Raw genomic sequence first — 25,845 nt, forward strand, 5'->3', positions numbered from 1 at the left:
CTGTTAGCTGTTAGCTGACAGCTAAATCACCTATTTGTCATTCGCATACGAATAATTGTAATACCCGTATCCATACGACGTAGACGCCTTACGCTCAATCGCGTTCAGAATAAAGCCTTTCACTTCAATGCCAGATTGCTCGAAGCGGCCTTTGGCGACTTCAATTTCTTTGATGGAGTTTTGTCCGAAGCGGCCAACCATCAGTGTGGTTCCCGCGTACGCGCCGACAATGCTTGGGTCAGTAACCGCAAGGATTGGTGGTGTATCGATGATCACTAGGTCGTAGTTTTCGCTAGCCCACGCAGCAAAGTCATCGAAACGTTGATGCATGAGTAGCTCTGATGGGTTTGGTGGAATTTGGCCGCGGGTAATGATATCTAGATTTTCGATGCCACTGTCTTTGAGTACTTGCTCTGTTGTTAATTTACCGCTTAACAGATCAGATAGGCCATCGTCCCACTTAAGACCAAACTGCTTTTGTAGATAGCCTTTACGCATATCGGCATCTACTAGCAACACTTTTTGTCCCGTCTTAGCCGCTACGGCAGCAAAATTAGTGGAGACAAAAGATTTACCAATGCCAGGGGCAGGGCCAGAAATCATCAAAATATTATTTTTCGCTTCCATCATAGCAAAATGCAAACTAGTTCTTAGGCCGCGTAGTGCTTCAATTGAAAGGTCTGCAGGATTACTTTCTGCCAACAATTGATTTTTATCCGCTTTGCTACCTAATTTCTTCTGTAGTGCAGTGAGCTGAACTTGAAGGTCCGATTTAGGCACACTTGCGTAGACAGGCAAGCCAATCGCTTCGATTTCATCTGGAGTCTCAACACCTTGATGAAATGCTTCTCTAATCAATGCAAAGGCAATAGACAGCATGCCACCCAATAATGTTGCTATTACTACTATTACTGCTTTTTTGGGCTTAACCGGTTCTTCAAGCGTCTCTGCATAATCCAGAATTCGAACATTACCCACTGCACTTGCCTTCATTACGTTAAGTTCTTGGACTTTCTCAACCAATTGAAGATAAATGGCTTGGTTTACTTCAACATCACGACTTAAACGAATGACTTCTTGCTGTGTTTTGGGCATCTTCGTCACCATACTTTCTAAGCGACGTTTTTCATTTTCTAGGGTTTTACGTTTTTCAATTAGAGCAACATAGGCTGGGTGACTTTTCTTAAAGCGCTGTGCTATATCCGCTTCTTTAAAAGTAAGCTCATTCAGTTGCGATTCTACCGTAACCATTGTTTTTAGCACCGACTCAGCTTCCAACGCTAAATCAACAGAATCATTCTTTATTTTAAACTGGTTTAGTTTACCTTCAGAGCTATCCAGCTTTTGTTGAATTTCCGGCAAATGCCCTCGCAAGAACTGCAGACTTTTTTCTGCTTCTGCTGAGGTTCGCTCAACATTTTGCATAAGATAGTCAGAGGCAATGCTATTAAGAATGGCTTGAATTTTATCTGGACGCTCTCCTTCTAACACCAAACGCAAAATCCCGGTTTTCTTGCCCTGTTCAGCCACCCCTAACTTTTCTTGAAGCTCACTAATTGTGACTAAACGAGCTGCCTTGAGTACCTTAAACTGGGTACCTGGAAGTGCATCGACAGAACTCACACCAATAGTAATTCCATTTTGCTCTGTTACTTTACCAACAGAACCATCAACCAAGCTCTCACCATCATAGCTTAGAGTAAAAGAGCCATGATCACCTAAAGTCAATAACATCGTTTCATCAAGCAAATCCTTAGGTACTTCAAGTCGGTTTACTTGGATACTAGGTACCTCGTCCCCCATGATTCTCGCCAACCCTTTTCCGATAAGCGGCAAGTACTTGGGTTCAACCTGAATCGTAAGTTGTAGCTTGTCAACGGTATTTCCGACCACCATTCTAGATTTGATGATTTGAATTTCCGTGTCCGAAGACGACTCCGATGCAAACATATCAGAGATATCAGAAAGCCCCGGTACACCGGCTGATTTTTCTTCAACCTGAACCAAGGCGTCTGCCTTGAAGATGGGTGTCGCCATCAAGGCATAGATTGTGCCGCTTAGCGTAAAGAAGAAGGTGATAAAGATGATAAACCACTTCGCATCGAGAAGAACGCCGAACAGCTTGCCTAGATCGATTTCGTCGGAAGAGGAGTTTTGAGTTTGAGATGTTGTTGTCATGATGAAAGTTTTTGGTTCCGGGTTAAGCGGTCCTTGGTCCTTGGTCCTTGGTCCTTGGTCCTTGGTCCTTGGTCCTTGGTCCTTGGGGACTGTGCTTGAACTTGGTTAATTAGTCAATTTTGTAGGAGGCGTGTTCCTCTTTGACGGAGCCTCGACGAATTTTTATTAGCTTTGCTAGCATTGCGGAGATGTGTTTTGCTTCACTAATGAACTGCTTTGATTTGTCTTTATTTAAGTAGTTCAACTCTGCTGCTATGTATAATTGGGTAACCATTTCCCCGCATGAGCCTTTGGCAATGTAGAGAAATCGTGCTGACTCTTTTGCCGTTTCACGCTCTTCACCTTCTGCGATATTGGAAGGTACGGATAGTGAGCTTCGCGATAACTGATCTTTTATGCTGAAATTTTTGCAAGAGTCTAGTTCTTTGATGATTTCGACACACAGGCGCGAACTCTTTTTCCAAACTTCTAGTTGTTCAAATTGCATAATAAGTCCTTGGTCCTTGGTCCTTGCAAAAACAAAAAACAGATCTTTTCCCTACGGTCAAGGATAAAGGGCTCCTTTACCTATTCTTTTCCTAGGGCCGAGGACAAAGGACCGCTCTTCCCCAATTTTTTATAGCTTTTTCACCCACTCTTCAGCACTTCGTTCAATCAACTCATACGCATGATCAAACGCTTCACGGCTTTGACGGTATGGATCGGGGATGTCTTTCTGACCAATCCATTGACCAAAGAGCATAGATTTACCGCGTGCTTCGGGTGCGATCTCGGTAAGAGCTTCTAAGTGTCCTTTTTCCATTACCAGAATCAAGTCGTATTCTTTACAGAGTTCACTGGTTAATTGCTGTGACGCGTGTGAACTGAGATCAATACCGTGTTCACTGGCAACTTCTATCGCTTTCTTGTCTGCCGGCTTGCCGACTAAACCACTTTTGGCAGAAGCGATGCCTGCAGATGAAAGAGTTTTAGTTGGGAGCATCTTGGCTAGCATGTGTTCTCCAATTGGAGAGCGGCAAATATTTCCAACACAAACGACTAAGATTTTGTCAAACATGGTTTAAAATCCGTCCTGTAGTTCTGTAGTTCTGTAACAAAAATCCAAGATTTGGTATGTCACGCACATACAACTATCAACATACCATAAAGCATAGAATCGCTCTTATCCCCACTACGGCCAAACATTCATTGCTTTGCCTGCATCCCCTAGGTTCTTAAGACCTAGTAACGTTGGACCTAATTGTGTCATTAAGCGGTTCCATCGGCTGATTGGTGCTGCAGTCACATATACTACATCGTAAGGCTTTAGTTCAAACTCTGTTCCCATAATCAATGCCGTTGCGTCTTTCATGTTCAATTGGTAAACATTGGCAATAATATCTGATTCATCTCCTTGTAGAGATCGAATCACAAACACTCCTGTAGCATCTGCAGCGACTTCATTTATCCCACCAACAGAGCTTAATGCTTCAGTAAGTGTCATTCCGGTACGATCCATTCTAAGAGTTTGTGGAGCATCCACTTCCCCCATCACAAATACTTTCTGGGCGTCGTTACGTGGAACGTGGATAATATCACCAGGCTGTAATAAACGATTTTGAGTCAGATCACCACGCTGCATTAAAGCATAAAGAGAAATACTCTCTTCTTTGCCATTACGCGTTAAGGTAACATTTCGCCAATCTGCATCTTGCTCAAGACCACCAGCTTGGTTAACCGCATCGAGAAGTGTTTTGGGAATATTGGTTACGGGTTGCTGCCCTGCAACTTTGACCTCGCCAGTCACGTATACCTTCTTAGACCGAAAAGCCGCAACATTAACGTCAACTTGCGGGCTTTCAATATATTTTACTAATTTCTCTGTAATCTCTGCCCGAATTTGACGAACTGTTTTACCATTGACATACACCAGACCAATGTAAGGGTAAAAAATCGTTCCATCCGCACTCACCCAGTTACCGGCTTCTGCTGAGCTTCTATATTGACCAGCAGGTATGGTTAACTCTGGATGGTCCCAAATGGTCACATTAAGAATATCGCCAGGACCAACTTTGTACTCATATTGAGATATTTCTATGTCTAAAGCGTTGTTACTCTGAGAGACCACCTCGGGAGCCCTAAAACTAGCAACGCGCTCAGGAGTCAATGGGAAAACATTTACTCGTTCGGAGATGTCTGTAGTCTCTCCCTCTGATTTTACAATATTTTTATCATGAGTTGATATATGACCACCAGGAATGACTGTACAGCCAGCCAAAATGACAGGGAGAAGCGCTATGAGAATGGGCTTTTTTAAATTATTCATAAGAGTAGAAATGATATCCCTAGTTCCTGGGCTATTGGTTCTCAAAGAGTGAACCATTAATAATTGTTCCAAACACACTATTGTTCTTAAGAGACCAATCTTGGTCAAGTATTAGGTGTTATTTAGTTACAGTTTTGGGGAGTAGATCGGTTACTCTAAGCACGCTACCGCCCATTGGTGTTATAGCACTTAACCCAATTGCGCTTCCATTTGCATATTGTGAATACTTCCTTATAAATTAGCTGCTAAGCTACTTCATCATTATGAAAATCAAGTTTCAATTAACTATTTTTGGAAAAAGCACCACTTCAAACAAAATTTCGTGATCTTTCTTCAGGAAATTTAAGGTGTAATATTATCCATACTTGTCATTTATTTACAATCAATAAGTTACATGTTGCTTATTAAATTAATGTTTTTTGAGTTCAAAAGAGTAATAGGTTGGATACAAGGTGAGTTATCATACTTAGTTGGTTTTGGTTTACAAACAGAAAAAGGTGCCCTTTTGTAGGGATTTGTAAGCGACCTCACCAAGCCCGCCAATTAACAAAATACAAACACCTCACAAACACCCCGAAACACTACCATAAACTCTCAGCAATAATTATTTCTTAACAAGCCTCAAGGTAAAAGTCATTTATCTCTCTCCGAGCATGACATAAATCTCAATTTTACTTTTGAGTAAATTTAAAACAAAAAGACTGACATAAATTGGCCATAGATTTATAAGGTAGGAAAATTCCAGTGATAACACACTTTAAATTCATTGACATACCTTGTTGAAAGCAAGGAGCCAGCGGTATTCTAGCCCCTTTTATACTTGCATGTGCAGTTGCTACTCAACTCTATTTGGCCTTTGTAGCCAAGGGGATCTTGAGTCCGTCAAATTGAATAAATTATACTGTCGGCTCAGCATTTGCCCACCATCTCTTGTCAAAGGTTGCCATTCAATATTGGCGCGACTATTACTTGGTTTTACAGTCATAATATCGAACGGTATTGAAACATAGAAACCTTTGGTGAAGCTGCCCTCGCCATACTCTTCTGAACTCATGTTAGTAAAGCTTGCATAGGCACCAGCTATCACGCCACTTTTAAACTGCTTGGAAAAGTCTAATCGCGTTCCAATATCACCAGCTAAGAATTGACCAACACCAACTTTCAGAAGGGTATTTTCTATAAATTTCCATCTGGGCATATAATAACCCGTGATGAAGCCAGTTGTCCCTTTAGGAAGTACACGGTAGGTGATTTGATCTCGTTCACTATACTGATATTCTTGGGTAAATACGCCAAACCAACTGTCTGGATCTCGCTGAGAAACTAAGTTTACATCGGCACCCAATGCCCAATTTTGGTTAAGAGGCCGATAAAGTAGCTCCCCCCCTATACCAGCAAACATCGTTTCTAGATACCCTCCATATGCTTGACTATATAAACCATTTCCATACTCTTCAAACCATGTCAATTGGAGTCTATTCATTCTTACAGCGTTATCATTCACATAAGAACGAAATAATGTTCGGACCCTAGGAACATCCGTACCATCAGGCGGAACCTCATAGTTAAATTGGTCATAGTTATCTATTAAGTTGACATGAATCCCACCTGAAAGCTGCCATTTGTCTGTTAGCCAATACTTGGCATCTGCATTAATACCAATAGCATAGAGGTAAAAGTTCTCCAAAGAACCGAAAGTCTGCGTGAGCGTTGGTGAAAATGCATAGTCGAAGTCTTTGATACCGTCATACACTTCTTTCTCCTCTTTAAACGATGAAGGCGTATCAAGCTCTTTAATGCTATCTTTGAATGATTTATCTAATGGTTGGGTTTGTACTAATGTCTGGTATTCTCTTGCATTAACTGTTGAGGACGTTAAAGGTAAGTGCTGTTTTGTTTCTGTGATTTGATAAGTGCCTACAGTCACAGGAACATGATTAGCAAGAACAGCAGCAGCACGCTGTTGTGCTTCCAACCTATCACGATACTTATCTTGCTCTGCTATAATAGTAATACGCTTATCACTTGCCTCAATTTTAGGCTGCTTATAACCGGCATTTTGTTCCAGTTCTTGTGCAACACGCAACCAATCAACCTCTCTCAGATCTTCTGCTTGTTCTCCAGCTTTCAATTCCGGTACCGGCTCATCGAGCCACCGAGCTTTCATTTCATTGAAATTCGTTCTTAAAGTAACCCCGAGAGCAACTGCATTACCACGTTGATAGCTAACACGAGCATCCCCCCAATCCCCTAAACGATATAGCACTCCGATATTCCAAGGAGTACTTGCTGTCATATCTCCGCCACCTTTAGTAACCGCAAAGTCTTCAGAATAATCATTCCCGTCGTACTCAAGTTTAAAACGTAAAGGTTGCCATGGGGTCTGATATTCCAAACCACCATAAAATGAGGCAGGGCCTGTAAACCAGCTGCTAGGCTCAAACTTACCTACGTCATTAAGTCCACCTTCAAACCCTTGACGCTCACAGTATTTATCACTGATGGAGCAGAATGGATTCTCAACATTACCTTTGGTTCCCATGTAACCCCAACCAATACCGAGAGTCACATCTAGGTTACCAAACCGTTTCGTTCCCGCAATAAACTCCCCATCAAACAAGCCCGTTCCCGCTATATCACGCAAACCAATCGAGGTTTCTGGTAAATATTTACCTTCTTCCCAAAGTCGGACTTTAACATCGATACCTTTATCCGTGTATTTATTGTCTCCACTCAATTCTGGATAATTACTCATATTGACATTCTGGACTTGGACATATCGCAATGTCGTTTCCAGCCAAGGCATCAGCTGCAAACTTACATTATATTTGTAATATTCATTAGTCCAATCACCATTAATACTGAACTCGCCTTCTTTAGCCATTCTCGCCGTTGGCATTTGCATTAATCCCACACCACCAAAGTCGGACTGGGAGGGGGTTAATGTCGCTGGCTCGAAGGGAGATGCCAGAAGTGATGAATTAAAGCCCGCAGTCATAACAAGCACTACAGCAGAAGGTTTCATTCTATTTTTATTCATTATTGATTACCTTGTGACGTAGCAGTTGAACAATGTCTTGATTGAGGTTTTCTAACTCAGAGGGTAGTGAGTTAATCGGGATATAGATGATGGCACCAGGAGCGACAAAATGAGGTTTAAAGTTCCAAGCTCCATAATGTGCATCTACTACTTTTCCGTCAGGTTGAATGATGGTTGCTGTACCATCGTATGCGACTTCAGATTTGATGTTTCCAAGCATATCGAAGTAGTCAGATAAGAACCATTGAGCATGTTGTTTGACTTTTTCTGCTTTTTTAACGGCTCCAAGGAAGTAGATATTGTTATTTCGGGATGCAATGTTTAGTTGGTAGCGTCCTGTTAAAAGCGGGTTACCTTTTCGTTGGGACTGAACAAGATCATAATCAAGAGGTGTAAATTCGCGATAATGAAACTTTGATGCGTTGATTTGCTCTGTAATTGACTGTGTATCAAGTTTTGGCTTTATTTGAGCGAGGTCTGACAGTTGGCTCAGTACCTGTTGCTTCATTTCATCAATGATTACTTGTTTATTGGAATCAAATAGTTGAGCTTGGATTGGTTCAAAACGAACGTGTTTTGCTTGGGCTTGTTTCTGGACATCCTGAAGTACAGTTTCGAGACGAGCTGGCTTTATATAGTCTAGACGAACACCTTGATTGGGTAACAGTACCGAGAGTTCTGCTGCGATAGAGGAAAGAGGTGCGCAGAGTAGAGTTGCTAGTAGTATTTGTTTTGTGCGTCCCTGTAGCATAAGGGGTCCTTTTCTTAGGTGCTAATTCGCCATCTTGGAAGGTAAAACCTCTTGCAGCGAGTCATTCGCTTTAGGAGATCCTCGTTTTCACGAGGATGACGACTATTTTTATTTGTGACTGTATGTGGCTCAGTTTCTTTCACTTTGTCATTCTCTTGAAAAAGGGAATGCCATGCAGCGACCCACGCGCTTTGGGAGACCCTCGTTTTACGAGGGTGACGATTATTTTGTATGTGACTCAGTTTCTCTACGTTCGTCATTCCCTTGAAAAAGGGAATCTCATACAACGAGTCACTCGCTTTGAGAGCTCCTCGTTTTCACGAGGACGACGACTTTTCTTGTCTGTGACCGTATATGACCCGGTCTCATAATTTTCTAAATCGTTGGTTGCTTGAGTAACGTTAGCTCAATGATGCTCATCTCTGGACCAATTTGCTCTACTGACTTAATAACTTTTCCAGTCGTCGTATCTTTCCAATATGTATTTATTAACTTTTCATCAATGGCGTCAAAAGCTACAGATTCGGTATATCTTTCTGTTTGATATGAAGCTATAGACGTCGAGATCATCTCTTTGCCCGCTAAGGCTACAGTAGCCACTCCCTGGTAACCATAGCGATAATCGGGCATCCAATCATAGGTGACTTTCCACGAGCTAGCCGTTTGCTGCTCTCTCTGAATGCTTTTAAGGTTATCCCCAAACAAACCTATCGTTTTTACGATCCGACCATTTTCGGTAATGATCATCGCTCGGTCCGATGACATCCATTTGTATTGAGTCATACCTGTTTTTGTATTCGCTTCGGCAAAAGCCAATACAACGAAAATCTGTGGGCCTTCGTTAATACGAACGTAAGCACTTGCATATGGTAGTTTTTTGATTTTTTCGGGTGCCAGCGCAATATCGTCCGCCCCAAATAAAGCCTCAGCCATAGTGGAATTAACGTCTTGAAAGCGTTGTGAGCATGCGGAAAGAAAAAATAAAGAAAGGACAATAAAATACGGTTTCAGATTCAAACTAACTTCCTTTTTAGGGGGATTCCCTTGATTGCTAAATGAATTTATCACTTGCATAAAGCTTAATCGTACCCAAAGGACTATCTAATGCAGCAACCATCAACATTTACTTATTTATAAATGAAAAGCCCTCTTACGTAACAGCATGTAAGAGGTACTTGTTTAAGCAAATATATCTATTTTGCAGCGGCACTGGCTGACGCTGATGCTGAGCTATCATCAGAAGAAGCTACTGCGACGACTGCCACTGCCGCTGCTGTACCTACAGCAATCGCGCCTGTTGCTGCTGCACCCGCTGCTGCACCACCTGCACTAGCGCCTGCAGCACCCGCTTCAGCTTCAGCAAAAGCTGGGTTAGCCAAGCCTGCCGCAATCGCCATTACTAATGCGATTTTTTTCATGGTTATTTCCCTTTACTAAATTATCGATAATTCAGTGCACTCAGTTGAACACACTGAATTGCAATGTTAGTAGAAATTACAAAGCTTTGTAAATTGTTTTTTTGACAAGTTTCTGACAATTGTCAGTTTTTGAGCAAATTATCACGAAGTGCCCAAAACGGTAACTGAGTTCTCTCACTTTGAAGCTATTGGGAAATCTTATATACTCGATCTAATTATCCCCATTCAATTTGGAACAGTTTTATGATCATTGTAACTGGCGGCGCTGGCATGATTGGCAGCAACATTATTAAAGCGCTTAACGAAGCAGGCTTAAATGATATCTTGGTTGTCGACAACCTTAAGAATGGACGTAAGTTCAAAAACTTAGTGGATTTGGACATTACCGATTACATGGATCGTGATGACTTCCTCACCCAGATTATGGCTGGCGATGACTTTGGCCCTATTGAAGCAGTGTTTCATGAAGGAGCATGTTCGGCTACGACTGAATGGGATGGCAAATATGTCATGCTTAACAACTATGAGTACTCTAAAGAGTTACTTCATTACTGTCTAGAGCGTGAAATTCCATTTCTGTATGCCTCTTCAGCTGCGACATATGGTGAAACAACTGTTTTTAAAGAAGAGCGTCAATACGAAGGTGCTTTGAATGTTTATGGCTACTCTAAACAGCAATTTGATAACTATGTTCGCCGCCTTACAGCAGATGCCGAGGCTCATGGTGAGACACTGTCGCAAATTACTGGATTCCGTTACTTCAATGTGTATGGCCCACGCGAGCAACACAAAGGAAGTATGGCTTCTGTAGCATTCCACTTGAACAATCAAATGAATGCGGGTGAGAACCCGAAATTGTTTGCTGGTAGTGAACATTTCATTCGAGATTTTGTTTATGTTGGTGATGTGGCGAAGGTAAACCTTTGGTTTATGGAAAATGGCGTGTCTGGAATTTTCAACTGCGGTACGGGCAATGCTGAAAGTTTTGAAGCGGTTGCTGATGCTGTTATCAAGCATCATGGTAAAGGTGAAATTGAGAACATTCCATTCCCAGAGCATCTAAAAGGTGCGTATCAAGAATTTACTCAAGCTGATTTGACTAACTTACGCGCAGCTGGTTGTGATATTGAGTTTAAGACGGTTGCTGAGGGTGTGGCTGAGTATTTGGCGATTGTTAATCAGTAGAGTGACGTTACAATGCTCGCTTTGCGCCTGTGAAAACAGGAATCTTGGTTGAGGCCTAGTGTGTGGTGAGTAGATCCCTGCCTGCGCAGGGATGACACATATACAAGAGAACGATCGAGTAAGAGACGATTAATGAACATTCTTATGGCTCTGTCCCAGCTAGAAGTGACTGGGGCTGAGGTTTACGCTACTACGGTAGGTAATGAACTGACTGCTCGGGGCCATAATGTGTTTTATGTCTCTGACACTTTGACCAAGCCACACAAAGGCGACTTTTTCACACTGCGTTTCAATAAACGCAGTGTGCCGCGTCGTTTCTGGCATGTAGGCTATCTGATATACCTCATCAAAAAGCACAATATTCAGCTTGTGCATGCTCATTCACGTGCATCGAGCTGGAGTTGTCATGTAGCTTGTAGGCTCACCAATACGCCGATGGTCACAACCGTGCATGGTCGCCAACCTGTGCACGCCTCCCGTAAAAAGTTTCACGCTATGGGCGATAAAGCGCTCCCTGTCTGTGAAGCCATTCGTGATCAACTCTATAACGACTTGGCGGTACCGTTAGAACGGATGGAAGTCAGTCGCAACGGAATTGAAACCGACAAGTTTCAATGGCTAGACACTCCTCAAAATAGCAAACCAGTTGTCACTATCGTGGGCCGCTTAAGCGGGCCAAAAGGTGAGCTATGTTATCGTCTACTCGACGAGTGCTTGGATGCCGAAAAATATGATATTCGAGTCGTCACAGGTTCTAAGTTTGAATCACGATTTGAAAAATTTTCATCAAGCGTCAACTTTGTGGGCTACACCGATGATGTGCCTGCCATGCTTGGTGAAGCAGATTTAGTTATCGGCGCGGGGCGAGTGGCTATGGAAGCGTTGCTTTGCGGCAGGCCAACACTGGCTATTGGTGAAGCAACTTGCATTGGCATTGTCGATGAAAACAATGTCGATAGTGCCATGGCAACGAACTTTGGTGATATTGGTCCTGAAGACCTCGATATCGACTTTACCCAAATTGCCGCTCTGGTCGAAAAAGGACTGAGCAGTTCGCATTGCTCACAAATCACCAGCGACACGATTCGAAAAAACTACAGCCTCACCAACATCGTCGATGATATTGAACGTATTTACCAAGATATCTGCATCACTACACTCAAGCGAGAGATGCCCGTGGTTATGTATCACCGATTTATCAAAGATGACAGTGGCAAAGGTGTTCACGGAACCTACCTACATATTGATATGTTTGATAAGCATCTCGCTCTACTCAAACGTATGGGGTTTGAAACTCTTACGTTCGAAGACTTGAAGGATGGACGACTTATTAGACGTTTGGAGGCCGGTAAACGCTATATTATGCTTACTGTCGATGATGGCTATGCAGATAATCTGGAACTTATGCTGCCTGTCTTACAGAAGTATAACTTCAAGGCAGTTGTTTATGTTGTCACTGGCGAAACTTTTAACCGTTGGGATGTTGAAAACGCAGAAAATCCTGAGAAATCAGTCAACCTTATGAACGCAGAACAAGTCAAACAGCTTGCCGACTCTGGCTTGATTGAGATTGGCGGGCATACTTTGACGCATCCAAGGCTTAGTCAACTGTCCAAAGAGCAGCAGCAACATGAAATCCAAGAGAATAAAAATACACTTGAAACGATACTGGGCAAGCCACTGACCTCGTTTGCTTACCCTTTTGGTGATCACAATAATGATTCAAAACAACTCGCGAAAGAGGCCGGCTATGACTTCGCTGTTGCAACCGATTCAGGACCACTTCGCTTTCATCAAGATCGCTATCAAATTCGTCGTATTGCTATCTTCCCCAAAACAGATGTTTTTGGTTTTTGGCGAAAAGTCCGTGGCAACTACTTGTTTAGAAAGGTGAAAAACAATTCAAATGCGTAAACTCGTTTCTCGACTACAACTGCTACGTGACCAAATACGTCATCGATTAGGCGTTATCCTTTTTGATAAGCCAAAACCGTATAGCCCATTAGAGCCTGCGTCTATCAAGCATATTGTTTTTTTGAGAACAGATGCAAAACTTGGTGATGCCTTTGTATCCTCTTTCGTTTTTAAAGACATCAAACGTTATGACCCAAACATCCGTATTTCAGTAGTTACGGCTCCAAATATGCGTTCATTGTTTTTAGACCACTTAGGCGCAGATTCGGTAATTGAGTTGAGAAAACGACCAAGTTACAAAGAAATCACTAAAGCATGTATTCAAATCGGTCAGTGTGACCTCTTGGTGTCACTTAATCCTCGACCAAAAATGAAAGATCTCTACTTTCTAAGCCAATGCCAAGCAAAACACATTGCTGGACTTGATGACTCTCTGCGTTGTGTTGACATAAAGCTCGGCCAAGAGACTCAACATTTACATTTTGCCCAACGATTTGCGCTGCTATTAGAGAAAATGGGGATTCAAGCGACTCCGCAAGGCTATGTCATCCCTCAAACAGAACAATCACGCCTAACAGCCCATCAATTTCTGAGTCAACACAATATCGAAAAGTACTGTGTCATAAATGGTTATGGCAGTGGCAATGCGCGTAAGTTAACGGGTTCGTCGATTGAAAACCTTGTAAAAATAATCAAACAGCAAATACCTGAACTCTCCATAGTATTGATTTCATCGCCTGAAACATCTGAGTTAGTCGAAAATAATATTGCATCGTTAAACCTTGATGCACTGCATTACAACGTTAGCCAATCCATTTTTGATATTGCAAGCATTATGGCAACGGCACAATTTACGGTTTCTGTCGATACTGCAACCGTGCATATGGCGACAGGGCTTGGCGTCCCCCAACTTGCCTTTTACCATGATGACCAAGAAAACTTTGCTCAATGGCACCCTAATTCTCCGCTTTCTTACACATGTATTGCAGAGAAAGACACCATTCCAGACATCAATCAGCTAAACTGGGCAGATGTGGAACAAAAGCTGTCTCAATTGATCTCCAGAACAAATGAATCATGATATGAAAATATTGGTTATTGGCCCGTCTTGGGTTGGCGACATGGTCATGTCGCAAAGCTTGTATAAAGAACTCAAGCAATTACACCCTTTTGCGACTATTGATGTGTTAGCGCCCGGTTGGTGTGGCCCACTTTTAGAACGAATGCCTGAAGTTAACCGCGCCATTGAAATGCCAATTGGTCACGGTGCATTTAATCTAAAAGGTCGCTGGAGAATCGGACGTAGCCTAAAACAAGAGCAGTACACTCACGCTTACGTGTTGCCCAACTCTGCAAAGTCAGCTTTGATTCCTCTATTCGCTGGTATACCAAGCCGTATAGGTTGGAAAGGTGAAACTCGCTATGGGCTTTTAACTGATCTCAGACCCGATAAACGAATATTCCAATATTATGTAGAGCGCTTTGTCGCTTTAGCCTATCCAAAGCAAGAGATGTTAGAGCGCGTGACTTTAGAAAACTGCGCGCGCCCTGAGTTAAGTATTAATTCTGACATTCAGCAACAGACTTTAGTTAAGTTTGGATTAAATCAAAACCGTGAAACTTACGGGATGTGTCCAGGCGCGGAATTTGGTCCTGCGAAACGCTGGCCGGATGCCCACTATGCCGAGGTTGCTCGTCATCTTATTTCTCAAGGCCACCAAGTTTGGCTTTTTGGTTCGGCAAAAGATAAAGTTGTGACCGAGAGTATTCGTTCAGCTTTAAATAAAGAACAACAAGCGCATTGCTTCAATCTCGCAGGAGATACCTCCTTGCCAGAGGCGGTTGATCTACTTGCTGCCTGCGATACCGTATTTAGTAACGACTCGGGCTTAATGCATATCTCAGCAGCTGTTGGATGTAATGTAATAGCTATCTATGGTTCTAGCTCGCCAGAATATACGCCACCTCTGAGCGACAATGTAGCTATTGTTAATACCGATATCGATTGCCGTCCTTGCTTCAAAAGAGAATGTCCATTAGGACATCTAAACTGTTTGAACGAACTACTACCGTCACAAGTTATTAGTGCACTAAACAACCTCAAAAACAAAGAGCAGATAAAATGAATTACTTTTGGTGTGAGCGTGGAGGCTATGTCTCTAAAAAAGCGAAGCAATATCTCACTACAGAGTTCTCTCCAGAAAAAGTGAGAAATATCACCGTTATTAGACAGGCTGCTTTAGGTGATCAAGTTATTGTACGCCCTTTTCTCGTGGAAGCTCGTCGCTTCTTCCCCAATGCTCACATTACCTTGGTCGGCGTCTCGAACTATCAATACGGTGCACCAACAGACTTAGCTGATAGCACTGTTTTTGTATCCGGTAGAGAGAAAAAGCAAGAGATGACTCTCTCAAAGAAATATCAAGAGTTTTCACAGCTACCACCTCAGGACATAATTTTTGATCTTGCTGGTACAGCTCGTTCTTACTGGATGACTTTACTAAGTAAAGCTCATCTTAAGTTTGGTTTTCCTTACAAATCATTGTTAAACGGCACGTTATATAATATTTCCGTGTTCCGTTCAGACTATCAGCCTGAGCTCGAATGTATGCTGGATATGTTGAAAATGCTAGGGCATAACCCTACTCGTCCTCTTGATTTTGCGTACCCAAATAATCTTGAGTATGTTCGCCCTGATGGTGAAAAGCCGAAAATTCTGTATTTTAACGGTGCATCCACCACGACCAAAATTCTGCCACAACAGCAAATGAAAGATTTATTAGAAAAGGCTGTTCAGGAACTTCCTAATCATTTACATATCTATTTAGAAGGTAAAAACGATTTTGAAAAGGGTGACTTTGTTCGTGAGCTAGAACATAAAGACAACTTTGCTATTCAACCTTGCTTACCGTTGGATGAACTCGTGTCTTTCATTTCAACGGCAGAGCTAGTTGTGTCACCAGATACTGGGGTACGCAATGTTGCCGTGTCAACTCATACTAAAACGGTGGGCATCTTCTACTCAACCGTCCCTTTTCGATATACTCCATTAGATGGAAGACACTTTATCGTAATGAATGCCCATGGCGATATTCCTACAACAGAGAATATCATTCAGCAAATGAAACTCGCTCTTTAGGTCTAGCATGCAAGAAAATCAACCGGTTATCTCTATTATTTGTCCTTGCTACAATGAACAGGAAGTCTTAGATATTTTTATGCAGCGCATTACGCCTGTATTAGAGCAAACAGGCTATAGCTACGAAGTTATCCTGATCAATGACGGAAGCAGAGACAACACATTACAAGTAATGAGTGCGCTTCGTGAAAAAAATCAACATGTTCGCACTGTTAACTTGTCCCGTAACTTCGGTAAAGAAGCAGCTCTAACCGCGGGATTAGATCTTGCTAGAGGTGAAGTTGTTATTCCGATCGATGCCGATCTACAAGATCCACCAGAACTCATCCTAGATTTCATCAGTGAGTGGCAAAAAGGCTTTGATGTCGTAGTGGCAAAGCGTGTCGATCGCAGCACTGATACTTGGGCAAAAAAACTCACTGCAGAACTCTTCTACAAGTTCCACAATGCTGTTGCACAAGTTGAGATTCCTGAAAATGTTGGAGACTTTCGCTTAATTAATCGACGAGTCGTTCAAGCAATACAACTACTACCAGAAAACCAGCGCTTTATGAAAGGAATCTTCTCTTGGGTTGGTTTTAAAACGTCGGTAGTTGAGTATAAACGTGACGCGAGAGAAGCAGGTGAGACCAGCTTTAATGGCTGGAAACTCTGGAACTTTGCTTTAGATGGCATTACCAGCTTCAGTACTGCTCCACTGCGTATCTGGTTATACATTGGCTCTTTTATTTCCGCTTTGGCTTTCTTGTACGGTAGCTTCACTGTCGTAAAGACATTGATTTACGGAATTGACGCGCCAGGTTACGCTTCTTTAATTACTGTGATGCTATTCCTTGGTGGTGTTCAATTAATCGGCATTGGAGTTATGGGTGAGTATATTGGTCGCCTATATATGGAGTCGAAACGTCGGCCTACGTATATTATTGAAAGTGATGAGTATCAGGGAAAAACGAAAGCGAACTCTGCTCCTCAGCCAGTTCAAACACAAGGTAATGAAGAGTGAGGGCTCTGCTAGATAAGCTACTGCAATACCGTATTGTACGCTTTGCGTTAACTGGAGGAATGGCAACTGCAATTCATATCGCTGTTGCATTCTCCTATCTGCATATCGTGCAAGATAGTGTTTTGTTTGCGAATATAGCAGGCTTTTCAATTGCATTTATTTTCTCCTACTTTGCACAAACCATTCTCGTGTTTAAGCATAAAGTAAATTGGGGCAATGCAGCTAAGTTCTTTATGGTTCAGTTTGGTGCCCTTATGATTTCTCAAGGTATCAGTGAGCTATTTTCTGATTTAAGCAGCTATATTCGTGTTTTGGTAGTTGTTGTCATACTGCCAGTTGTCACTTATTTGATTCACAAAATCTGGACATTTTCAGATGACAAGAATACTGCCGCCCACTAACCCTAACGAGTCAACTATGAATCTCAAGTCTACTATCGAACGTCACTTTTCAGGGCTTTATTCCATTGGTTTTATCATCGGGTTGGTGTTCTGTTTCATTTATGCTCAGAATCAGATTCTCACCGGTGACCAGACTCAAATGCTTTACAAAGGGTATCTGGGTGCTTATCAAGATGTCTGGTTGAGCTATGGTAATGCTGCGAGTGCCGTAGGTAATGTACCTGGCTCTCTCTCCACTTGGCTCATAGGTGGACCTTTACTGGTTTGGGACTCACCTTGGTCTCCGATGGTACTACTTCTAGCTCTGCGAGTAGTCTCTCTTATACTGTTAGATAACGTAATTAAAACTGTATTTGCAGACAATCATGTTAAGCTGGCTCGATTGCTTCTTGTTGTTTTGTACTGGCTCAACCCTTGGTTCTTGTACGACAGTCTGCTCTATAACCCCTCTTATTTGTGTTTATTTGCTACCATGCATTTATGGTCTGCGATCAAGATGCGTGGAACCAAGTCATTTTGGTACAGTTTTATTCATGTGCTTGCTATTGGCTTAGCTATGCAGTTGCATTATTCATGGCCTATCTTAGCCGTCATTTCTGTGTATCTATTTTATCGTCAAATGGGTCATATCTCTTGGTTTGGTGTCTTTGCTGCCGTGGCTGCAATCTTGACTTCTCTAATACCTTACTTTCAGGAACTGGCTGTTAATGATGCAATTCAACGAGAAAGTGACCGTTATATTGGCTATGGTTTGGTTCATGTCTACCCAGTTTTGAAAGCACTGTTGTACTGGCTACGCTACGGTTCAATGCTGTTCTCAAACAAAGTAATTGCATATAGTGAATTTGATTGGCTAACACAAATAGAATGGTTAAAACTCACTGCTTTAGCGCTATGGAAAACGTTCATTTTTGTCATCGGTGCCGTAAGTGTCATCGTATCTGCACGTCTAAACTGGTTATGGTGGAAGCGAGTAAAGCCAGCCATTAAACGTGGTTCTGACATAACGAGTAATGTTCAGTGGATAGAGCTTTACGCCTTTGGCGCGGTTGTAGGGGTACTCATTAGTGCCGCTTTATCGCCGATCACCTTTTCATATTGGCACTTAATCTTGGTATACCCGTTTGCCATCATTCCTATATTGATAGGAATTCATAGTTTATTAACTTCTGAAGACAAAGCTCAACGTGGCGCTGCTCCATCAGGACCTAAATTCATTCAGAACAAACCTAAAGTTCAGGCTCTGTTACTTAATTTTTCAGAACCTAACAAAGCATCACGTCTATTGCTCATTGCGTTAGGGTACCTGCTCACTATCAACTTACTCGCCTCTCAAGATAGCATTAAGTATTCCTATAAAGCAGAGTACGCCACACAGACTGAGCAATATTTGCTAGATAATCAATTACTTCCTAAGAAGAGTAATTAACCTTATGCTACGCGTAATCTATACCTTTTTGTTGATATTGGTGTCGCCCATATTCCTTTATGGGCTTTTCAAAAAGAAACCCGGTAAGCCACCAGTGGGGCATCGCTGGAAAGAGCATTTTGGCCAAACTCCCGCAATTACTAGCACTAAACCTATTGTTTGGTTCCATGCAGTGTCGGTTGGTGAAGTTATCGCAGCCTCTCCACTAATTCGTCGCTATGCCCAACGCTTTCCGAATAAGAGTATCGTGATTACTACGACCACACCTACTGGCGCAAAACAAGCAGAGCAACTCAGTGATATTGCAACTCATCGCTACATGCCTCTTGATTTCCCTTTTGCGATACGAGGCTTTATCAAAACGGTAAAACCTAGAGAATTGATCATTGTCGAAACTGAGTTATGGCCAAATACACTTGAGCTCGTATCTAGAGCTGGAATTCCCATCACAGTTATCAACGCTCGACTATCTGAGCGTTCTTTTCTTCGATATAGGAAAGTGCAGCCACTATTTACAATGATGACAAAAAACCTCGACAAAATTCTGTGTCAGTTTCAGGACGATGCAGAGCGATTTATTCGTCTAGGTATTAGCGAGGAACGCGTCCAAGTCACTGGTTCGGTGAAGTTTGATATCACGCTAGACTCAAAGAAAGTTGCGGAAGGACAGCAATTACGCCATCTCATCGGTTCTGATCGCCCTGTATGGATTGCAGCCAGTACACATGATGGTGAAAGCGAACAAATTATAGAAGTACATCAGCTAATCAAAAAAACGTTGCCAGAAGCGCTATTGATACTTGTACCTCGTCATCCAGAAACCTTTGATAAGTGTTACAAATACACTCAAAAGTTAAATTTAGACACAATTAAACGAACAGATCTTCCTACGTTTATACCAGATAATGTATCTATAATTCTTGGGGACACGGTAGGAGATATGTTTACCTACCTTGCCGCTAGCGACGTGTGTTTTATGGGTGGGAGTCTCCTTGGAAGTAAAGTCGGTGGTCACAACCTCATTGAACCTGCCGCGATAGGCCTACCTATACTAGTGGGACCAAGTTACTTTAATTTTAATGAGATTACGGAGAAACTCTCCCACACAGGAGCGTGCCAAATTGTCCAGGATACAAGCTCTCTATTAGATGCCTTGATTCCGTTGCTCAATTCACCTGAAGAATCAAGAAAACATGGTAACATCGGCAGGAGTTTTGTAGAAATAAATCGGGGAGCCCTAGAAAAAACTCTAAAAAATATAAATTAAAATCAATGAATTAACAGCATTAGTGTAATGATAAAATGAATGTAAATTTAACTTTAAAAAATAAAGCTGCAAGCAAAGCGAATATTTTCTTTCTTATCGGTTTATCGATTTCTATTCCGGCATCTAAAGCTGGAATGAACGCTTTTTTGTATCTTTATGTTCTCAGTTCTTTTGTTTTGCTGAGAGCAAATGCCATTGATCTTTCTAAAAACCAATGGCTTTTGCTCAAAAGCTCTTTAGGTGTCTTCCTTATTGGTACTATTTTAGCTTTCTTCTCCAAAGGTGCTGACAATGACGTCGTTGTCTATATACAGAAGTACTTTTACCTATTGGTCCCTATAGCCATAGTCATTACCACACAGAATAATAAAAAGGCATTAAAATGGTCTCTGGCCTCTTTCCTTCTAAGTATTCTTGTATGCTTGCTTATCGACTTTTATCAATATGCCTTCATTTATGATTTTTTCAGAGATGCACCGGGTCGGTTATGGGGGCAGATAGGTTATAGTCGCTGGCCAGTGGTTCTTGTTACTGCAATTTCAATCTTTTTGCTCATTGAGCTTAATGCCACAGACCTAAAGACCAAGTTGCTAATGATTCTTTTAGCAGCCTTTTCTTTCTTCGGTATCATTCTCTCTGGAACCAAAGGAGGCATAGTTGCGACCGCAATACTAGGCATTTTCTATATTGCTATCAAAATACGCAAAAACTGGTGGATTGCGCCTGTAATGGGAGCTTTACTCGTTATCTTGGTAAATAGTGCTTTTTTTCAGTCTACTATAGCCAGTCGGTTGGTTGTTAATGAATCAATTACACTACGTATTCTAATGATAGATACTGGCCTTGAGCTAACCGAAAGTAATATTAAGAATGATGTTCCATATTTTCTGTTTGGCGGAGGCATCGACAAGCCTGAGGTTCCTTTCCAAAAAGCTTTAGATAAGCTTCCCTCAAAGACTCTTGAAAAGCTAACTTATCAAGATTTGCAATGGGGTCATACAGACTTACATAATAGCTACTTGGATCAATTACTGAAAAGTGGATTCCTGTTTTCACTATGCTTTTATGCTTTTGTTATTTTCATTGCTATTCAAGCTTATCAAGCCTTATCAACCGTCAATAAATACAAAGGCTTATCCACTCTATTCTGGGGAACACTAGCTTCCTATGCGATTTTTAATTGCTTCTACAGTAACTTTTCGGATTACGCCGTTTACTCGCAGATATACTTTATCGCTTTGGCTATTTCCTTACCTATCGCCTTATGCGATAAAACGGTGAATAGGACCTAGACTTTAAGTATCTCTCTTTTCAGTATTTCGAGTTCCTGTCCCGAAAAATACACGCCGCGCTTGTTTCTTTCTTTAAGAAACGAGCGCTGCAATCTTTCAAAATTCTCAATCTTCCACTGCTCACCGCTTTGCTCGTAGCACTTATCAAAATCAATAATCCAGACCTTTTCCTGCTCATCAATCAAAATATTGTGGATATTGAGATCAGTATGATTCACCTGTGCTTGATGCATCTTTCGAATTTCTTTACCAATTTTACGATACATTGCCTCTGGTAACGCCTGCTCCTGCAAGATTGAGACAAGGTCTCTAGCGTTGGGGATTTTTTCACTCAGTAAGTCAGCTTTGTAATAAATGCCCATTTTAGTTGCCTGTGCAGCGATCGGTCTTGGCACATTGACCCCAGCTTTAATCAAGGTTTGAAGCAATTGAAACTCTTGATAGCTGCGAGTTTTGTCCCAGCTCGAAAACCAATACTGGTCTTTCACCAATTTACCGAACAAGCCTCCACGGCGATAATGACGTAGTGCCCCCTCGATAGTTTGTGTTTCTACAAACCACGTTGTTCCGCGCCCTTGAGCGCTGCCAATGACTCGGTTATTGTCTTGCCAATATTGGGGGTCAAACACCTTTTCGATCGGTTCCTTCAGCAAGCTTTCATCAAACCAGTAAGTTGTGTTGTTGTTTTTAACTGTTTTCAATTTCTTGCTCCAATATAAGGGGGCTACATGAAGGTGGAGAGTCATTTTCCATCCATCTGATTTTACATTCATTCCGCCCCCCTGCATAATCTTTACATCTGACTCTAGCTTTGCGATTTTATGGCACTTTTTGATACCCCACCTCAATCCATATGTATTTTGCGTCTGTCTGCCATTGGTGATGTCTGTAATACCATTGCAGCCGTGCAAGCCATTCAGGCCTATTGGCCTGAGACTAAAATCACTTGGATTACTGGTAAGCTTGAGGCTCGGTTGTTAGAGAGCATTACTGGTATCAAGGTTGTTGTCTTTGATAAAAAAACTGGTTGGCAAGGCTACAAGCAGCTTTGGCAGCAATTGAAAGGACAGCAATTTGACGCTCTGTTACACATGCAATACGCATTTCGCGCTAGCATTGCGACATTAGGCATCAAGGCAAAATATAAGCTTGGTTTTGATGGAGAGCGTGCGCAAGACTTTCAAGGTCTATTTACTAATGTAAAAGTTCCTTCCCCGAGAAAAATGCACGTTCTTGATGGGCTAATGGCTTTTACCGAAACGCTGGGAATACTAGCCACAGAACCTACATGGCAACTTCAATACTCTGAGGAAGATCATGCCTGGGCTAAGCAATATGTTGCTGATAAGCGCAATTTGGTCATCGTGCCCGCGGCAAGTAAAGGCTATAAGAACTGGACCGCCGACGGCTATGTGGATGTAATTGAACATGCGATACAGCTAGGCTGGAATATACTACTCGCGGGAAGCCCTGCTCAGATCGAAATTGAGCTTAGCGAAAAGATTGAGAAAAGTCTCTCATCGCCTATTACTAATCTGGTAGGTAAAAGTAGCTTGCTCCAAATGCTTGCCCTTCTTGATCTAGCTGATTTAGTTATTGCACCAGACACTGGTCCTACTCATATGGCTAACGCCATGGGAACTCCAGTTATAGGCCTGTATGCTCACCATAACCCAAAGCGTACTGGGCCATATAATTATCAGGATTATGTAGTGTCTGTATATGAAGAGGCGATTTTAGCTGAGACGGGGAAACCAAGTGCAGAGCTTAGTTGGCGCGCTCGAGTTAAGGATAAAAAAGCAATGCAGCGAATTTCGTCAGATAACGTGATTGAAATGTTCGATCGGGTTATCGAGGCGGAAAGACTAGGTTAATCGAAGGGGTAAATCCACCGTCATCCCCTTGAAAAAATGGGGTCTCATGAAGCGCGCTGTGGAGTTGAGTACGCTTTAATTACTAGGCCGTTATTCACGTATAGTCACTCGCTTTGGGAGATCCTCACTTTCGTGAGGATGACGAGATAATTGGGGACGGCGAAAATTTACGAATTACATTACCCCTCTATAATAACCGGGGGTACAAACCAAGGACCATTACCGTGACCAAACCAACACTTGCTGTCGCAATGATTGTAAAAAACGAATCCAAGCACCTACGTGCCTGTCTCGAGTCTGTGCAAGGCTGGGTGGATGAAATCGTCATTATGGATTCTGGTAGTACTGATGATACCGCGGAAATAGCAGCGGAGTTCGGTGCGAAGTTTCATACAAACCCTGAGTGGCCGGGGTTTGGACCACAACGACGCTTGGCACAAAGTCATGTAGAGTCAGACTTTGTATTCTGGCTTGATGCCGATGAGCGAGTTACTCCTGAACTTAAGCACAGTATTGTAGAGGCTGTAGAAATGAACCTACCTTCCACTATCTACCAATTTGCCCGCCTTAGTTGGGTATTTGGGCGCTTTATTAAGCATTGCGGTTGGTATCCTGACAAAGTATTGCGTCTTTATCCAACCAAACTAACTCAATACGATGATTCTTTGGTTCACGAAAAAGTTGAAACGAATGGCGACATACAAGTTGAGACGTTGAAAGGTGACTTAATCCACTACACCTACGATGATATCCATCATTATTTAGTCAAATCTGCTGGCTACGCAAAAGCTTGGGCAGAACAACGAGAGAAACGTGGAAAACGCTCAAGTATCTCTCAAGGGATCATTCATGCTATTGCTTGCTTTGTAAAAATGTACATTATTAAAGCTGGATTTTTGGATGGTAAGCAGGGCTTTTTGTTATCAATTTTGTCAGCGCACTCCACCTTTGTGAAATACGCTGACTTGTGGGTTAGTACAAGTACTCAGCCGCCCAAGGATTAAGCTCCGCTGCTACCTGAACTAAATCAATGCGAGTCATATTCTCTTGGCTCGCTTTGTCCTCAGCTTTTGGTGGACAGAAAGCAATGTGCCTGCCATCTGAATTCAAAGGCTTCCAACGCAGCGGTGTTGCTGAACGCTTAGCGGGGAAAAAACCAACAGTTGGAACATCTAAAGCCGCCGCGATATGTAATGGACCTGTCGAACCAGCAACAAACAAGCTTGCACATGCGAGTGAGCATGAAAAATCTACCAGCCCGTCATTCTTATCATAAACCACACTGCGAATATCGTTGCTCGCAAGCAGTTGTTGCAGCACTCTTGCCTTGTCTTGTTCTCCGGGCCCAGCAGTCAGCACGATTTCAGCACTATGTTTGATACCTGCAATCAACTCGCAATATTGTTCTAAAGATAGATTATTGGCTGAGCCACCACTTCCAGCATGTACGTAGATCCATGGTTTAGCTTTATTTAGTTCTAGTTGAGAAGAGAGCTTTTCTTTTTGCTTAGCTAACGCATCAAGGGAGAAAGAGAAATATGGTGCGCGAGGCTCGACAATATCGATTTTTTGGTCTTTTAAAAATGCTCGAATTAGATCTAGGTTATATTCGTATTCTGGCTTAGCACTTTGCGAGCGCTTTTGTTTGATGCGTTTGTTGTAGAAGATTTGCGCTAACTTAGTTGCAGGGGCGAGTCGGTATGGGATTTTTGCTTTCCAAACCAATAAAGCGTTATATGTCGTTGAGAATAAATTAATCGATGCATCGAATTTCGCACCTTTTAAGGTATTTACGAGTGTTGCCTGAGTGTGTTTATCCGCCTTTTCTCCACAATCAATAATCACTTCATCAATCCACGGACATGCTTTCGCTAAAGCGACAGTATAACTGGGTACAAGCGCAGTAATGCGGCATTCCGGCATAGACGCTTTTAGCATAGCGAAGCTCGGCCAAGCCAACATAAAATCACCGATTTTATCGTTTCGAACTACCAGAATGTTTTTCATGTGATCTTTCTCTTTTATCTCGTATACCTAGCAACTCAGGATAATAGCAAGTCATTGGATTAATGATAACTGTTGCGTGCCTGTTTGTTCGCATCTATAAAATGTTACACTGAACAAAATTTCTTACTAGAGCAAACATTGTGACCCAAAAACGTTTATCTCGAGTTATCTACCCGGGTACATTTGACCCTATCACTAATGGCCACCTTGATCTTATTGAACGAGCGGCCACTATGTTTGATGAAGTAATCATAGCGATTGCAGCAAGTCCAAGTAAGAACACCATGTTTACGCTGGATGAACGTGTAGAATTCGCTCGTGAGGTCACCAAGCATTTAGAAAATGTTTCAGCCAAAGGGTTTTCTGGACTACTGGTGAATTTTGCTGAAGAACAGAAGGCCAATGTACTTATTCGTGGTTTACGAACCACTGTCGATTTTGAGTATGAATTCGGGTTGACTAATATGTACCGACGCTTGCTACCCGGTTTAGAGAGTGTGTTTCTAACTCCGGCAGAAGAGCATGCCTTTATTTCTTCAACCTTAGTTCGAGAAGTCGCCATCCATGGCGGTGATGTTAGTCAGTTTGTACCACCTTTAATTGAAAAGGCACTTCAAACTAAAAAAGTCGTCTAACTGTGGA

23 protein-coding genes are annotated in these 25,845 nt (G+C 42.2%); 13 read left to right on the forward strand and 10 right to left on the reverse strand.

The window, feature by feature from the left end; translation table 11 throughout:
- Nucleotides 1-30 precede the first annotated feature (30 nt).
- The 8 genes from MMA19_RS21940 to MMA19_RS21975 all read right to left on the reverse strand — a co-directional run bounded on the left by MMA19_RS21940 (nt 31) and on the right by MMA19_RS21975 (nt 9,692).
- Complete coding sequence (locus tag MMA19_RS21940; protein ID WP_240207234.1) at nt 31-2,178, reverse strand: polysaccharide biosynthesis tyrosine autokinase; 2,148 nt, start codon at nt 2,176-2,178, stop codon at nt 31-33.
- Nucleotides 2,179-2,287: 109 nt separating this feature from the next.
- Nucleotides 2,288-2,665 carry a four helix bundle protein gene (locus tag MMA19_RS21945; RefSeq protein WP_240207235.1) on the reverse strand — a complete coding sequence of 126 codons (378 nt, stop codon included), beginning with the start codon at nt 2,663-2,665 and terminating at the stop codon, nt 2,288-2,290.
- A gap of 129 nt (nt 2,666-2,794) precedes the next feature.
- Nucleotides 2,795-3,235, reverse strand: coding sequence for a low molecular weight phosphotyrosine protein phosphatase (locus MMA19_RS21950; RefSeq protein ID WP_171389849.1), 441 nt, complete (start codon nt 3,233-3,235; stop codon nt 2,795-2,797).
- A gap of 114 nt (nt 3,236-3,349) precedes the next feature.
- Nucleotides 3,350-4,483: a polysaccharide export protein gene (locus MMA19_RS21955; protein WP_240207236.1), complete on the reverse strand. Its 1,134-nt coding sequence runs from the start codon at nt 4,481-4,483 to the stop codon at nt 3,350-3,352.
- 835 nt (nt 4,484-5,318) lie between these two features.
- Nucleotides 5,319-7,523, reverse strand: coding sequence for a YjbH domain-containing protein (locus MMA19_RS21960; RefSeq protein WP_240207237.1), 2,205 nt, complete (start codon nt 7,521-7,523; stop codon nt 5,319-5,321).
- A complete protein-coding gene (locus MMA19_RS21965; protein ID WP_240207238.1) occupies nt 7,516-8,274 on the reverse strand; it encodes a capsule biosynthesis GfcC family protein in 759 nt (252 codons plus the stop codon). The genes MMA19_RS21960 and MMA19_RS21965 overlap by 8 nt, the downstream gene beginning before the upstream one ends.
- A 375-nt stretch (nt 8,275-8,649) precedes the next feature.
- Nucleotides 8,650-9,207: a YjbF family lipoprotein gene (locus MMA19_RS21970; protein WP_240207239.1), complete on the reverse strand. Its 558-nt coding sequence runs from the start codon at nt 9,205-9,207 to the stop codon at nt 8,650-8,652.
- A gap of 260 nt (nt 9,208-9,467) precedes the next feature.
- The gene (locus tag MMA19_RS21975) at nt 9,468-9,692 is read right to left on the reverse strand and encodes a hypothetical protein (RefSeq protein ID WP_171389845.1); all 225 of its coding nucleotides are present in this window, start codon (nt 9,690-9,692) and stop codon (nt 9,468-9,470) included.
- Between the two features lie 243 nt (nt 9,693-9,935).
- Here MMA19_RS21975 and rfaD point away from each other — a divergent pair, with 243 nt between their 5' ends.
- The 10 genes from rfaD to MMA19_RS22025 all read left to right on the forward strand — a co-directional run bounded on the left by rfaD (nt 9,936) and on the right by MMA19_RS22025 (nt 21,322).
- The gene (gene rfaD / locus MMA19_RS21980) at nt 9,936-10,877 is read left to right on the forward strand and encodes an ADP-glyceromanno-heptose 6-epimerase (protein ID WP_240207240.1); all 942 of its coding nucleotides are present in this window, start codon (nt 9,936-9,938) and stop codon (nt 10,875-10,877) included.
- A gap of 132 nt (nt 10,878-11,009) precedes the next feature.
- Nucleotides 11,010-12,791 (forward strand): polysaccharide deacetylase family protein, encoded by a 1,782-nt coding sequence (locus MMA19_RS21985; RefSeq protein WP_240207241.1) that lies wholly within the window; start codon nt 11,010-11,012, stop codon nt 12,789-12,791.
- Nucleotides 12,784-13,872 (forward strand): glycosyltransferase family 9 protein, encoded by a 1,089-nt coding sequence (locus MMA19_RS21990; RefSeq protein ID WP_240207242.1) that lies wholly within the window; start codon nt 12,784-12,786, stop codon nt 13,870-13,872. The genes MMA19_RS21985 and MMA19_RS21990 overlap by 8 nt, the downstream gene beginning before the upstream one ends.
- Nucleotide 13,873: 1 nt before the next feature.
- Nucleotides 13,874-14,917, forward strand: a complete 1,044-nt coding sequence (waaF, locus tag MMA19_RS21995; protein WP_240207243.1) for a lipopolysaccharide heptosyltransferase II — start codon at nt 13,874-13,876, stop codon at nt 14,915-14,917.
- Entirely contained in the window at nt 14,914-15,930 is a 1,017-nt protein-coding gene (locus tag MMA19_RS22000) for a glycosyltransferase family 9 protein (protein WP_240207244.1), read from the forward strand. The genes waaF and MMA19_RS22000 overlap by 4 nt, the downstream gene beginning before the upstream one ends.
- Before the next feature lie 7 nt (nt 15,931-15,937).
- Nucleotides 15,938-16,933, forward strand: coding sequence for a glycosyltransferase family 2 protein (locus tag MMA19_RS22005; protein ID WP_240207245.1), 996 nt, complete (start codon nt 15,938-15,940; stop codon nt 16,931-16,933).
- Nucleotides 16,930-17,334 (forward strand): GtrA family protein, encoded by a 405-nt coding sequence (locus tag MMA19_RS22010; RefSeq protein ID WP_240207246.1) that lies wholly within the window; start codon nt 16,930-16,932, stop codon nt 17,332-17,334. Before MMA19_RS22005 ends, MMA19_RS22010 begins: the two co-directional genes overlap by 4 nt.
- 16 nt (nt 17,335-17,350) lie before the next feature.
- Nucleotides 17,351-18,763: a 3-deoxy-D-manno-octulosonic acid transferase gene (locus MMA19_RS22015; RefSeq protein WP_240207247.1), complete on the forward strand. Its 1,413-nt coding sequence runs from the start codon at nt 17,351-17,353 to the stop codon at nt 18,761-18,763.
- Between the two features lie 4 nt (nt 18,764-18,767).
- Complete coding sequence (gene waaA, locus MMA19_RS22020) at nt 18,768-20,030, forward strand: lipid IV(A) 3-deoxy-D-manno-octulosonic acid transferase (RefSeq protein ID WP_240207248.1); 1,263 nt, start codon at nt 18,768-18,770, stop codon at nt 20,028-20,030.
- A 35-nt stretch (nt 20,031-20,065) separates the two neighbouring features.
- Entirely contained in the window at nt 20,066-21,322 is a 1,257-nt protein-coding gene (locus tag MMA19_RS22025; protein ID WP_240207249.1) for an O-antigen ligase family protein, read from the forward strand.
- Here MMA19_RS22025 and MMA19_RS22030 read toward each other — a convergent pair.
- Nucleotides 21,319-22,023 carry a 3-deoxy-D-manno-octulosonic acid kinase gene (locus MMA19_RS22030; RefSeq protein WP_240207268.1) on the reverse strand — a complete coding sequence of 235 codons (705 nt, stop codon included), beginning with the start codon at nt 22,021-22,023 and terminating at the stop codon, nt 21,319-21,321. The two genes, MMA19_RS22025 and MMA19_RS22030, sit on opposite strands and share 4 nt — an antisense overlap.
- 120 nt (nt 22,024-22,143) lie before the next feature.
- Here MMA19_RS22030 and MMA19_RS22035 point away from each other — a divergent pair, with 120 nt between their 5' ends.
- Together MMA19_RS22035 and MMA19_RS22040 are read left to right on the forward strand one after the other, a co-directional pair.
- Nucleotides 22,144-23,196, forward strand: a complete 1,053-nt coding sequence (locus MMA19_RS22035) for a glycosyltransferase family 9 protein (protein WP_240207250.1) — start codon at nt 22,144-22,146, stop codon at nt 23,194-23,196.
- A gap of 218 nt (nt 23,197-23,414) precedes the next feature.
- Nucleotides 23,415-24,200, forward strand: coding sequence for a glycosyltransferase family 2 protein (locus tag MMA19_RS22040; RefSeq protein WP_240207269.1), 786 nt, complete (start codon nt 23,415-23,417; stop codon nt 24,198-24,200).
- Here MMA19_RS22040 and MMA19_RS22045 read toward each other — a convergent pair.
- Complete coding sequence (locus MMA19_RS22045; protein ID WP_240207251.1) at nt 24,169-25,203, reverse strand: glycosyltransferase family 9 protein; 1,035 nt, start codon at nt 25,201-25,203, stop codon at nt 24,169-24,171. The two genes, MMA19_RS22040 and MMA19_RS22045, sit on opposite strands and share 32 nt — an antisense overlap.
- A 140-nt stretch (nt 25,204-25,343) precedes the next feature.
- Between MMA19_RS22045 and coaD the strand changes: the two genes are divergently transcribed.
- On the forward strand, nt 25,344-25,838 hold the full coding sequence (gene coaD / locus MMA19_RS22050; RefSeq protein WP_124940402.1) for a pantetheine-phosphate adenylyltransferase: 495 nt from the start codon (nt 25,344-25,346) through the stop codon (nt 25,836-25,838).
- The last annotated feature ends 7 nt before the right edge of the window (nt 25,839-25,845 follow it).

It is taken from the genome of Vibrio sp. CyArs1 (genome assembly GCF_022432925.1).
GTDB classification, from domain to species: Bacteria; Pseudomonadota; Gammaproteobacteria; order Enterobacterales; family Vibrionaceae; genus Vibrio; species Vibrio mediterranei.

Coding starts and splice junctions, on each gene's coding strand:
- MMA19_RS21940 (WP_240207234.1), bottom strand. CDS start 2,178: ATGACAACAACATCTCAAACTCAAAACTCCTCTTCCGACGAAATCGAT.
- MMA19_RS21945 (WP_240207235.1), bottom strand. CDS start 2,665: ATGCAATTTGAACAACTAGAAGTTTGGAAAAAGAGTTCGCGCCTGTGT.
- MMA19_RS21950 (WP_171389849.1), bottom strand. CDS start 3,235: ATGTTTGACAAAATCTTAGTCGTTTGTGTTGGAAATATTTGCCGCTCT.
- MMA19_RS21955 (WP_240207236.1), bottom strand. CDS start 4,483: ATGAATAATTTAAAAAAGCCCATTCTCATAGCGCTTCTCCCTGTCATT.
- MMA19_RS21960 (WP_240207237.1), bottom strand. CDS start 7,523: ATGAATAAAAATAGAATGAAACCTTCTGCTGTAGTGCTTGTTATGACT.
- MMA19_RS21965 (WP_240207238.1), bottom strand. CDS start 8,274: ATGCTACAGGGACGCACAAAACAAATACTACTAGCAACTCTACTCTGC.
- MMA19_RS21970 (WP_240207239.1), bottom strand. CDS start 9,207: ATGGCTGAGGCTTTATTTGGGGCGGACGATATTGCGCTGGCACCCGAA.
- MMA19_RS21975 (WP_171389845.1), bottom strand. CDS start 9,692: ATGAAAAAAATCGCATTAGTAATGGCGATTGCGGCAGGCTTGGCTAAC.
- rfaD (WP_240207240.1), top strand. CDS start 9,936: ATGATCATTGTAACTGGCGGCGCTGGCATGATTGGCAGCAACATTATT.
- MMA19_RS21985 (WP_240207241.1), top strand. CDS start 11,010: ATGAACATTCTTATGGCTCTGTCCCAGCTAGAAGTGACTGGGGCTGAG.
- MMA19_RS21990 (WP_240207242.1), top strand. CDS start 12,784: ATGCGTAAACTCGTTTCTCGACTACAACTGCTACGTGACCAAATACGT.
- waaF (WP_240207243.1), top strand. CDS start 13,874: ATGAAAATATTGGTTATTGGCCCGTCTTGGGTTGGCGACATGGTCATG.
- MMA19_RS22000 (WP_240207244.1), top strand. CDS start 14,914: ATGAATTACTTTTGGTGTGAGCGTGGAGGCTATGTCTCTAAAAAAGCG.
- MMA19_RS22005 (WP_240207245.1), top strand. CDS start 15,938: ATGCAAGAAAATCAACCGGTTATCTCTATTATTTGTCCTTGCTACAAT.
- MMA19_RS22015 (WP_240207247.1), top strand. CDS start 17,351: ATGAATCTCAAGTCTACTATCGAACGTCACTTTTCAGGGCTTTATTCC.
- waaA (WP_240207248.1), top strand. CDS start 18,768: ATGCTACGCGTAATCTATACCTTTTTGTTGATATTGGTGTCGCCCATA.
- MMA19_RS22025 (WP_240207249.1), top strand. CDS start 20,066: ATGAATGTAAATTTAACTTTAAAAAATAAAGCTGCAAGCAAAGCGAAT.
- MMA19_RS22035 (WP_240207250.1), top strand. CDS start 22,144: ATGGCACTTTTTGATACCCCACCTCAATCCATATGTATTTTGCGTCTG.
- MMA19_RS22045 (WP_240207251.1), bottom strand. CDS start 25,203: ATGAAAAACATTCTGGTAGTTCGAAACGATAAAATCGGTGATTTTATG.